The organism is Novosphingobium sp. FSW06-99 (assembly GCF_001519065.1).
GTDB lineage: Bacteria > Pseudomonadota > Alphaproteobacteria > Sphingomonadales > Sphingomonadaceae > Novosphingobium.
This window is the reverse complement of record NZ_KQ954254.1, coordinates 431,511-440,894: the sequence shown is the minus strand read 5'-3', so window position 1 is coordinate 440,894 and position 9,384 is coordinate 431,511. Positions and strand designations below refer to the sequence as shown.

The following is a 9,384-nucleotide window of genomic DNA, read 5'->3' as shown; positions in this document are numbered from 1 at the left end:
AGTATTACGGCGCGCCGGTGGCGATCGGGACCGGTGCGGCAATCGGCCCGGGCGGGATGATCGCCAGATTGCGCGCGTTCTGTTGCGACAAATCGGGATCGACCAGCAAAGGCTCCTGCAAAGCAGCGGCCATCACCGGATCGCGCGCGGCCTGTGGGGCGGGCGGCGCATCGGCACCGCACGCGCCCAGCAGAACAACCAGCAAAAGGCAGGAAGCGCGCACCATCATGCCGCCCTTGTCACCCGGACAAGGTTAAAACCGGGTGTCCAAGGGCGGCACGGGCCCCAAACCGTTTACCAGCGACGACCATAATGTGCGTGCCACACCACGACGGGCGCCGGATGCCACGCGGGGCCATACCCATAGACCACCGGCGCGGGCCGCCATGCCGGGGCATAGCCATAGCCGTAGCCATAGGCCACCGGGCGATAGCCGGGTTCGACGATCACGCGGTCGTGGCGCCAGCCGGGTCCGGCAAAATGGTCATAGGGACGCGCCGACGCAGGCACTGCGGCAACCACCCCGGCCAGCGCGACGAGACCGAGCGCGGCACGGGCAACGAGCGATTTGGACATGGTCATCATGGCACTTTATCCTGTTTCCATCGAACGGTGCCCGGTGGGTCGTTCGATGGTTCATGTTTAAACCCTCCAATATGAACAGATGCCGAATGCTGCGCCGCCTTGCACGCCGACTCGCAAAAAATTTCGACCCTCGGGTTGCCAGCACACAAAATCGCCTGCCACAGCACCGCGCATGAACCGCGCCAGCCCTTCGCATCGCTTTGGCCCCGGGCTGCTCGCCGGTCTGGCGGCCTATATCGCCTGGGGCTTCATGCCCTTGCTGTTCCACGCGCTGCGCGATGTGCCGCCGTTCGAACTGGTCGCCTGGCGCGTGATGTTCTCGCTGCCGCTGTGCCTGCTGTTCATCGCTCTGGGCAAGACCTGGGGCGATCTGGCGCAGACCTTGCGCCAGCCGGGGCTGATCGCGCGGCTGGTGACCAGCGCGCTGCTGATCGCCACCAACTGGACGTTGTATGTGACGGCGGTGGTCCATGGCCACGTGCTGGCGACCAGCCTGGGCTATTACATCAACCCGTTGATCAATGTGCTGATCGGCACGCTGTTCCTGCGCGAACGGCTGGGCTGGCGCCAATGGGCGGCGGTCGCGCTGGCCGGCGCGGGGATCGGGCTGCTGCTGGTCGGCGCGCTCGACATGCTGGGCACCGCGCTGTCGCTGGCGGGCAGCTTTGCGCTCTATGGCCTCGTGCGAAAATTGACCCCGGTCAGCGCGATCACCGGGCTGACGGTCGAGACGATGGTGCTGTTTCCGGTGGCGCTGGGCTGGCTGCTGATCGCGGCGCAAGCGCCCGAAGGCTTGCGCATCGCACATGGCGGGACGACCGCGTGGCTGATGGCCGCCACCGGGCTGACCACGACAGTGCCGCTGATCCTGTTTGCGGTGGCCGCGCGCAACCTGCCGCTATCCACGCTGGGCTTTCTGCAATTCACCGCGCCGACGATCGTTTTCCTGGTCGGGGTGGCGCTGGGCGAGGCGCTCGATCCGGTGCAACTGGCCTGTTTCGTGCTGATCTGGATCGCGGTGGCGCTGTTCGTCTGGGACTTGTGGCGCCGTACCCGCTATCTCAATCCACCAGCCGCCAGCTAAGCGTTTCACCCGCATGAAACGGCACCACGGTGGTGCCGTTGCAGTCATAGCTGGCGGGCACGGTAACCGGTTCGCGCACCAGCGTGACCGTGCCGGGATTGACCGGCAAGCGATAGAAAGCCGGGCCGTTCAGCGACGCAAAGGCCTCAAATCGGTCGAGCGCGCCTTCTTCGTCGAACACCGTGACATAGCTTTCGAGCGCAAACGGGGCGTTGAAAATCCCTGCGCAGCCACACGCCGCCTCTTTCAGATGTTGCGCGTGCGGTGCGGTGTCGGTGCCCAGGAACACCCGGTCAAAACCCGATGTCGCCAGCTTGCGCAAGGCCAGCCGGTGATGTTCGCGCTTGGCCACGGGCAGGCAATAGGCATGCGGGCGGATGCCGCCGACCAGCATGGCGTTGCGGTTGATATGCAAGTGTTGCGGGGTGATCGTCGCCGCCACGTTGGGCCCGGCACCGGCGACAAAATCGGCCGCTTCGGCGGTGGTGATATGTTCGAACACCACGCGCAGATCGGGCAGATCGGCAATCAGCCGGGTCAGCGTGCGATCAATGAACACCGCCTCGCGGTCAAAGATATCGACATGCGCATCGGTCACTTCGCCATGGATCAGCAGCGGCATGCCGATCGCAGCCATACGTTCGAGTACCGGATAGATCCGCGCGATATCGGTGACCCCGTGCGCCGATCCGGTGGTGGCATGCGCAGGATACAGCTTGGCGGCAACGAACACGCCTTGCGCAAAGCCGCGCGCCACTTCGTCGGGATCGGTGGCATCGGTCAGATAGAGCGTCATCAGCGGGGTAAACCCGCTCGTCTCGCCCAGTGCCGCCGCGATTCGCGCGCGATAGGCGGCAACCCCTGCCACATCGGTCATCGGCGGATTGAGATTGGGCATGACGATCGCGCGGGCAAACTGGCGCGCAGTGAACGGTGCCACCCCCGCCAGCACGGCGCCATCGCGCAAGTGGACATGCCAGTCATCGGGGCGGCGGATGGTAAGAGTCGTGGTCATGGGCTTTCCCATACGCACCACAGCCCCTATCTGTCACCCATGCCGATCACCCAACCTGGCCCCCGCCTGTTCGACCGCGCCGTGGTGCGCCTGTCCCCGCTCGACGATCAGGAAGATGTCGCCGCCTTTTTGCAAGGGCTGGTGACCAATGACGTGACCGGGGCGCTGCCGGTGTGGGCCGGGTTGTTGACCGCGCAAGGCAAGGCGCTGTTCGATTTTCTGGTCTGGCGCGATGGCGCCTCGCTGCTGATCGATTGCGAGGCCGCATCGGCCGATGCGCTGGTACGGCGGCTGACACTGTATCGCCTGCGCCGCAAGATCGCGATCGCGCGCGACGATACGCTGGGCGTGTTCTGGCAGGCCGACACCGCCGCGCACGCTGTGCCCGACCCGCGCCTGCCCGGCCTCGGCTGGCGCTGGATCGCCCCGGTCGGCGATCACGACCAGCCCGCCGACGCCGCCTGGCTGGCGCACCGGCTGGCGCTGGGGGTGACCGAGGGACTGGCCGAACTCGGCAGCGACGCGACGCTGTGGCTGGAAACCAATGCCGCCGATCTCAACGGGGTCAGCTTTACCAAGGGCTGCTATGTCGGCCAGGAAAACACCGCGCGGATGAACTGGCGGCAAAAGGTCAACCGGCGGCTGGTGGTCGTGCCGATCGCGCAATCGCGCCCCGATCGGCAGCGTGCCGCCTATCCGGCGCTGGACCTGGCGGTCGATCATCTGCGGGTGGAAGATATCGCCACCCCGCCGTCCTGGATGGAACTGGCCTGATCAGCACTCGTCTTCGAGCGATTCGCGCAGCATCTGTTCGGCGCGATCGCGCGCGGCATGGCGCGGCAGTTCCAGCGCACGGCTGAGCGGTCCGCCCAGCAAGGCATCGCCCAGCGCCATCAGAGTCAGCGCCAGCGTGTTGTCACGCCGCTTTTCCCCGCCGAATTCGTCGAGATCGACCACCAGATCGTGGATCGTTTCGACAATCGGATCGAGCGCATCCTTGTTGCCCGTCACCAGCATCCACGATGCCAGCGCGCCCGCGCCTTCGCGATCGAACGCATCGAACGTCAGATCGACCACATCACGCGGGCTGCCCATGCCCGACCGGCTGGCCAGCACGGCCTCGCGGATGCGGGCGCAGATCGTTCCGGTCAGATGGCGCGCCAGTTCGCTCTGCAATCCGGCGGCCGATCCGAAATGGTGCAACAGGTTGGCATGGGTGCGGCCGATCATCGCCGACACCGCCTTGAGCGTCACCGCCTGCGGCCCATCCTCGATCAACAGCAGACGCGCTGCCTCCAGCGCGGTGGTGCGGCTTTCTTCGGGACTGAGACGCTTGCGAGTTGCCATTGGACCTGTTGATGCGACCCGGCGGATCGATCCCGCCAGATCGATCCGCCTAAGCCCGATGGCCGAAAATGGCAAGGAATCGCGAAGTTCGGTGTTACGCCGCGCGTCGCAGCATGTCCGGGTCTACCGGATCGTCGGCGGGTGCGCACAAGTCCAGCGCGTGAACTTCGCGTGCCAGGCCGCGTCGCTGGCCGGTGGGCGCAAACCCGAGCCCTGCCAGCACACGGGCACTGGCGGGGCAATCGGCGATCGGGCTGGCGACCAGCCGGCAATGCCCCAGCATGCGCGCCAGCGTCAACGCCGCGCGCGCCGCTTCGGTGGCATAGCCTTGCCCGCGCGCGTGCTGCGCGATCCATACGCCCAATTCGGTTTCACCCTGGTACGGCGCAAAACAGATCAGGCCGACCACATGTGCGCCATGCTGATCGGGTAATGTGATCAGGAATTGCGGGTGGCGCCACGCCTGTGGCCGTGCGGCCAGGACATGGGCGTGATCGCCAAGCGCAGTCTGGATGTCCGACCAGTCTTCTGGCCATGCCGGCCGCAAGAACAGCCGTTCGCTGCGAATGAACACGTGCGTTCTCCTACATCCGCCCCGCCCATCCATCCAGGCGAACCGTACGGCCGGGACATTCCCTTTGCCGAGCAGCTAACCGCCTGTGGTGACAAGGCTATTTCGACAAGCGCCGAATGCATCCGTTTTGCGGCAAACAGCGCCGCAAACCGGACGCATCGGGTGTCCTTGCGAGTTCTTGCCCAATTCGCTGCGGCGAATTGGGAGAGTCGGCACCGGCCCGCTCCCCCACCCGACCACCCATAGGGTACTATGGTCGGGTGGGGGAGCGGGCCGGTGCCGACTCTCGAAGCGCAAGCTTCGACAAGGACACAAAGACAACGGACGAGGGAGACGCAAAAAGAGGGAGACGGGCGGGGCCCTCTCCCTCAATCAGCCGGTGCGCGTTGCGCCCACCGGCAGGGCCATCCCGTCAGGATGGCCCGATATGACCATCCGCTTATTCGGCGGCTTCCGCCATCGCGTCGACCGATACGTATTTGCGGCCGAGCTTGCCCGAATGGAAACGCACGCGGCCATTGGCCGTGGCGAACAGGGTGTGATCGCGGCCCAGGCCGACGTTCACGCCCGGATAGACGCGCGTGCCGCGCTGACGAATGATGATGTTGCCACCAACCACGTCCTGGCCGCCGAACTTCTTAACGCCGAGGCGCTTCGACTGCGAATCGCGACCGTTGCGCGACGAGCCGCCTGCTTTCTTGTGTGCCATTTCAGAATGCTCCTAAATCTGGCCGAATCAGGCGACGGACAGGATGCGCAGCAGGGTCAACTGCTGGCGGTGACCGTTCTTGCGGCGATAGTTGTGGCGGCGACGCTTCTTGAAAACGATCACCTTTTCCGACTTCGCCTGCGCGATGATTTCGGCAGACACCGTCACTGCCGCAGGATCGGCCAGTTCGCCATCCTTGCCGGCCAGGAGGATGTCACCCAGCGTGATCGTTTCGCCGGCTTCACCCGCCAGCTTTTCGACCGCGATCTTGTCTCCGGCGGCGACCCGATACTGTTTGCCGCCCGTGCGCACGATTGCGAACATGGTTCCTGCTATCCGTTTCAAATGCCTGACCAACCCATATCGGCGAAAGACATGGTCCGGATGGCCATGGCGAATCGCAAACAGCGGGAATTGGGCGAAACCCCGCGAAATTGCGAAGTTCCTCAAAAGAGCGGCGCCGATAATCGAATGTGGCGTTGCTGTCAACATAACCCCGGCAAGAACCGCGAATGCGCCGACAACAACCGACCTGAGTGCCTGACCCGAAACGCGTGTTTCGGGAAGTCGGCACCGGCCCGCTCCCCCACCCGACCACTGGCGGTCGCTGCACGACATGCTATGGCACGCCGATGCCCGACCTGTCATCCCTTCGTTTGCCCGTGCTTGCGCTCGCCCTGACGCTTGGTGCGTGCACCGATACGGCACGCTTTCCCTCGCTGGCGCAGCGTCCCGCCGAAGCGGCCTATGCCGCAACCACCCCCGCCACCCCCGCGCCGCAACCGCCGGGCCATGCCGACAGCGCCATCCTGCACCAGATCGCTGCGCTGTCCGCCGACGCGGTGCGGGCACATGAAAGCTTTTCGCACAGCGCCGACGAGGCCGACCGGCTGGCGACTGCCGCGCGCGGCGCGCCCACCGGCAGCGAAGCCTGGGCCACCGCGACCACCGCGCTGGGCGCGCTCGATGCCGCGCGCAGCGCAACGCGCCAGACGCTGGCCGATCTCGATGCGCTGCGCGGAAAGACGGCGATATCGTCGGCCGAGGCGAATACGCCGTCAAGCCATGCGACCTATGCCGATGTCACCGATGCCGACAATGCCGTTGCCGGCATGCTGGCCGAAGAAGACGCGCGAATCGCCGCCTTGCACAAAGTGATCGGCGATTAACCCCAGCGGGCGCGATCGACGTGATCCTGCGCGCGCGGTTCGATCCAGCGCCAGCCTGCGGCAGTGCGTTCGCGCTTCCACAGCCACGATTCGCCCTTGAGGTGGTCCATCACGAAATCGGTGGCGGCAAAGGCATCGCGGCGATGGCGCGCGGCGCCGGCCACCAGCACGATCGGCGCACCAGGCGCCATTTCGCCGACGCGGTGCACGATCAGCAGCCCGTCAAGCTGCCAACGCCGCAGCGCGGTCTGTGCCAGCGCGCGAAATCCCGGCAGTGTCATCGGCGCATAGTGGCGGATGTCGAGCGCCTCGACCCCGCTGTCGGCGCGCACTTTGCCCAGAAAGCTGACCACGCCGCCCGCTTCGGGCACGCGGGCGGTAAACCGGGTCAGCTCGTCCGCCGGATCGAACGGCGCCTCGGCCAGCCGGACATCGATCACCCCTGCCCCCCGCTGACCGGCGGCAGAAATGCCAGTTCGTCCCCGCTGGCCAGCGTAATCCCGCCGCTTTCGGCGAGCAGCCGCCCGTTCAGCGCAAAGCGCACCCGATCGACCAGCAGCGCCACCGCCAGTTCGCGCGGCAATCCGGCCAGCACCTGATCGAGCGGTCCGGGTTCCACCGCCATTTCGGCCGTGCCCGCCAGATCCTCGAGTCGCCCCAGAAACACCAGCCGCGCGCTCATCCGCCGGTTACCGACATATGCCGCGCCAGCCGAGGCTTGCCCCCCGGCCCGGCAATGGCAAAGTCGTGGCGTTCCTGCTTTTCGCCCATCGCGCGGGCAAAGGCCGCGTCGAGCGCCGCCTCGCGATTGTCGCCACGCAGCGCGGCGCGCAGATCGACCTGCCCCTCGCCGCCCAGGCACATGAACAGTTGCCCGGTTGCGGTCAGCCGGACGCGATTGCACCCGGCGCAGAAATTGCCGGTCAACGGCGTGATGAACCCCAGCCGCCCACCGGTCTCGGCCACATCGACATAGCGCGCCGGGCCGCCGCTGCGCGCGGCGTTGGGCACCAGCGTCCAGCGCTGTTCCAAAGTGCGGCGCACCGCATCGAGCGGCAGATAATGGTCGAATCGGTCGGCTTCGACATCGCCCAGCGGCATGACCTCGATCAGCGTGATGGCGTGGCCCTGGCCATGCGCCCAGGCCACCAGATCGGGGATTTCGTCTTCGTTGACGCCCTTGAGCGCCACCGTGTTCAGCTTGACCGCCAGCCCCGCCGCGCGCGCAGCGGCAATACCCGCCAGCACGTCGTCCAGCATGTCGCGCCGCGCCAGCGTGGCAAACCGCGCGCGGTCGAGCGTATCGAGCGAGACATTGATCCGCCGCACCCCGGCAGCGGCCAGATCATCGGCAAATTCGGCCAGCCGCGTGGCGTTGGTGGTCAGCGTCAGCTCGTCGAGATCATGCCCGACATGGCGGCCCAGCGCGCGCACCAGATCGATCATGTCGCGCCGTACCAGCGGTTCGCCCCCGGTCAGCCGGATCTTGCGCACACCGCGCGCCATGAACGCGCGCGCCGCCAGATAGAGCTCTTCCAGCGTCAGCACTTCGGCGCGCGGCAGAAAGGTCATGCGTTCGGGCATGCAATAGGAACAGCGCAGATCGCAGCGGTCGGTAACCGACAGCCGCAGATAAGTGATCGATCGGGCGAATCGGTCGATCAGCGGGGCCGCAGCGGGCTCAAGGGGTTGGTACAGGTTCACCGCGACAGATATACGAAGTCGCGGGGGTAAGATTCAAGGTGCGATCCGCCATCGACAAACAGGGTTTCGCCGGTGGTCGCGCGCGCCGTGGCCAGGTGCAGCACCGCATCGGCGATATCGTCGGGCGTCGACAGCCGGCCGAGCGGCATCAGCGCGCGCAGTCGGTCCCACTGCACATCGTCGTAATCGTCGGTCGGCAGCGTCAGCCCCGGCGCCACCGCGTTGACCCGCACACGCGGCGCCAGAGCCCGCGCCAGCGTCCGTACCGAGGCATGGAGCGCCTGCTTCGACAGCGTATAACTGATCTGGTCGGGCACTGGATTGCGTATCCGCTGGTCAAGGATATGCACCACCGCGCCTTCGCCGCCCACGGTGGCGAGCGCATCGGCCAGCGCGCGGGTGAGCAGCAACGGTGTGTGACAATTTACCCGAAAGTGCAGGTCGAGACTGGCGGCATCGAACGTCTGCGCGCTGTCATCGCGAAACACCGAGGCGCAATTCACCAGCAGCACCGGCACACGCCCCGCCGCCGCGATCGCCGCCGGGATCAGCGCGTCGACCGCCGCCTGATCGGCCAGATCCGCCGCGAGCGAATGCACGGCCGCGCCGATCGTGGCGAGTTCGGCGACGAAGGCGGGGTCAAAGCTGTGTTCGTGGTGCGCGTGCAGCGCCAGATCGTAGCCCGCCTGCGCCAGTTTGCGGGCAATCGCCGCGCCGATACGCCGCCAGCCGCCGGTTATCAGCGCCAGGGGCCGATCGCCCGCGCGCATCATCCCCGCCGATGCCGGGTCAGCGTCATGCCGATCTCTTCGCCCGCTTCGCTGATCGCCAGCTTGACGATCTTCACCGTCACGCGTTCGATCCGCGCATCCTGTACGAACAGCGTTTCGGCGATGTGGTCACCGATCGATTCGATCAGTGTGAAATGCACGCCCTGCGGCAATCCGCGCGTCGCCGCGAATTTCAGATCCATATAGTTCTTGCTGGCGGCCAGCGGCGTGTCGGGCGAAAAGTGCGCCTCGGGCGCCAGCGCCACGCAGATCGATATGCGCAAGGGTTGCGGCCGTCCGGTCTCTTCCGAGTAAATCCCGGTCAGCACGTCGGTTTCGATATTGGCGACTTCGAGGATCAGACTGTCTTGCACGGCGCGGGCCTCTGACACCGGGTGGTGGCTTTGTCCAGCATCATGCCCGCGCA

General features: G+C 66.3%; 15 protein-coding genes. 3 read left to right on the top strand and 12 right to left on the bottom strand.

Features of this window, described 5'->3' with window-relative positions; translation table 11 throughout:
- Positions 1-4: 4 nt before the first annotated feature.
- Entirely contained in the window at positions 5-226 is a 222-nt protein-coding gene (locus AQZ49_RS08900; RefSeq protein ID WP_156428214.1) for a hypothetical protein, read from the bottom strand.
- Positions 227-294: 68 nt separating this feature from the next.
- Positions 295-585, bottom strand: a complete 291-nt coding sequence (locus AQZ49_RS08895; RefSeq protein ID WP_067614910.1) for a hypothetical protein — start codon at positions 583-585, stop codon at positions 295-297.
- A 172-nt stretch (positions 586-757) separates the two neighbouring features.
- On the opposite strand from AQZ49_RS08895, the gene rarD reads away from it, so the two are divergent.
- Positions 758-1,669: an EamA family transporter RarD gene (gene rarD, locus AQZ49_RS08890; protein ID WP_067614909.1), complete on the top strand. Its 912-nt coding sequence runs from the start codon at positions 758-760 to the stop codon at positions 1,667-1,669.
- Here the strand turns inward: rarD and pyrC are convergent.
- Complete coding sequence (gene pyrC / locus AQZ49_RS08885; RefSeq protein ID WP_067614908.1) at positions 1,647-2,684, bottom strand: dihydroorotase; 1,038 nt, start codon at positions 2,682-2,684, stop codon at positions 1,647-1,649. The two genes, rarD and pyrC, sit on opposite strands and share 23 nt — an antisense overlap.
- Positions 2,685-2,723: 39 nt before the next feature.
- Here pyrC and AQZ49_RS08880 point away from each other — a divergent pair, with 39 nt between their 5' ends.
- Entirely contained in the window at positions 2,724-3,458 is a 735-nt protein-coding gene (locus AQZ49_RS08880; RefSeq protein WP_197410983.1) for a CAF17-like 4Fe-4S cluster assembly/insertion protein YgfZ, read from the top strand.
- Here AQZ49_RS08880 and AQZ49_RS08875 read toward each other — a convergent pair whose 3' ends face one another.
- The 4 genes from AQZ49_RS08875 to rplU form a co-directional block, all read right to left on the bottom strand.
- Complete coding sequence (locus tag AQZ49_RS08875; protein ID WP_067614907.1) at positions 3,459-4,031, bottom strand: TetR/AcrR family transcriptional regulator; 573 nt, start codon at positions 4,029-4,031, stop codon at positions 3,459-3,461.
- 94 nt (positions 4,032-4,125) lie between these two features.
- Positions 4,126-4,605: a GNAT family N-acetyltransferase gene (locus tag AQZ49_RS08870; RefSeq protein ID WP_067614906.1), complete on the bottom strand. Its 480-nt coding sequence runs from the start codon at positions 4,603-4,605 to the stop codon at positions 4,126-4,128.
- A gap of 439 nt (positions 4,606-5,044) precedes the next feature.
- Positions 5,045-5,314 carry a 50S ribosomal protein L27 gene (rpmA, locus tag AQZ49_RS08865; RefSeq protein ID WP_067614905.1) on the bottom strand — a complete coding sequence of 90 codons (270 nt, stop codon included), beginning with the start codon at positions 5,312-5,314 and terminating at the stop codon, positions 5,045-5,047.
- Between the two features lie 27 nt (positions 5,315-5,341).
- Complete coding sequence (gene rplU, locus AQZ49_RS22775) at positions 5,342-5,806, bottom strand: 50S ribosomal protein L21 (RefSeq protein ID WP_231739116.1); 465 nt, start codon at positions 5,804-5,806, stop codon at positions 5,342-5,344.
- A gap of 44 nt (positions 5,807-5,850) precedes the next feature.
- Here rplU and AQZ49_RS08855 point away from each other — a divergent pair, with 44 nt between their 5' ends.
- Positions 5,851-6,483 carry a hypothetical protein gene (locus AQZ49_RS08855; protein ID WP_231739114.1) on the top strand — a complete coding sequence of 211 codons (633 nt, stop codon included), beginning with the start codon at positions 5,851-5,853 and terminating at the stop codon, positions 6,481-6,483.
- Here the strand turns inward: AQZ49_RS08855 and AQZ49_RS08850 are convergent.
- Genes AQZ49_RS08850 through AQZ49_RS08830 form a run of 5 tightly spaced genes read right to left on the bottom strand, consistent with a single transcriptional unit; the run spans position 6,480 to position 9,331 of the window.
- Positions 6,480-6,923, bottom strand: a complete 444-nt coding sequence (locus AQZ49_RS08850; RefSeq protein WP_067614902.1) for a molybdenum cofactor biosynthesis protein MoaE — start codon at positions 6,921-6,923, stop codon at positions 6,480-6,482. The two genes, AQZ49_RS08855 and AQZ49_RS08850, sit on opposite strands and share 4 nt — an antisense overlap.
- The gene (locus AQZ49_RS08845) at positions 6,920-7,165 is read right to left on the bottom strand and encodes a MoaD/ThiS family protein (protein ID WP_067614901.1); all 246 of its coding nucleotides are present in this window, start codon (positions 7,163-7,165) and stop codon (positions 6,920-6,922) included. The genes AQZ49_RS08850 and AQZ49_RS08845 overlap by 4 nt, the downstream gene beginning before the upstream one ends.
- Positions 7,162-8,187 carry a GTP 3',8-cyclase MoaA gene (gene moaA / locus AQZ49_RS08840; RefSeq protein WP_231739112.1) on the bottom strand — a complete coding sequence of 342 codons (1,026 nt, stop codon included), beginning with the start codon at positions 8,185-8,187 and terminating at the stop codon, positions 7,162-7,164. The genes AQZ49_RS08845 and moaA overlap by 4 nt, the downstream gene beginning before the upstream one ends.
- Positions 8,184-8,960: an SDR family oxidoreductase gene (locus AQZ49_RS08835; RefSeq protein ID WP_369819100.1), complete on the bottom strand. Its 777-nt coding sequence runs from the start codon at positions 8,958-8,960 to the stop codon at positions 8,184-8,186. Before AQZ49_RS08835 ends, moaA begins: the two co-directional genes overlap by 4 nt.
- On the bottom strand, positions 8,957-9,331 hold the full coding sequence (locus tag AQZ49_RS08830; protein WP_067614956.1) for a dihydroneopterin aldolase: 375 nt from the start codon (positions 9,329-9,331) through the stop codon (positions 8,957-8,959). The genes AQZ49_RS08835 and AQZ49_RS08830 overlap by 4 nt, the downstream gene beginning before the upstream one ends.
- Between the last annotated feature and the right edge of the window lie 53 nt (positions 9,332-9,384).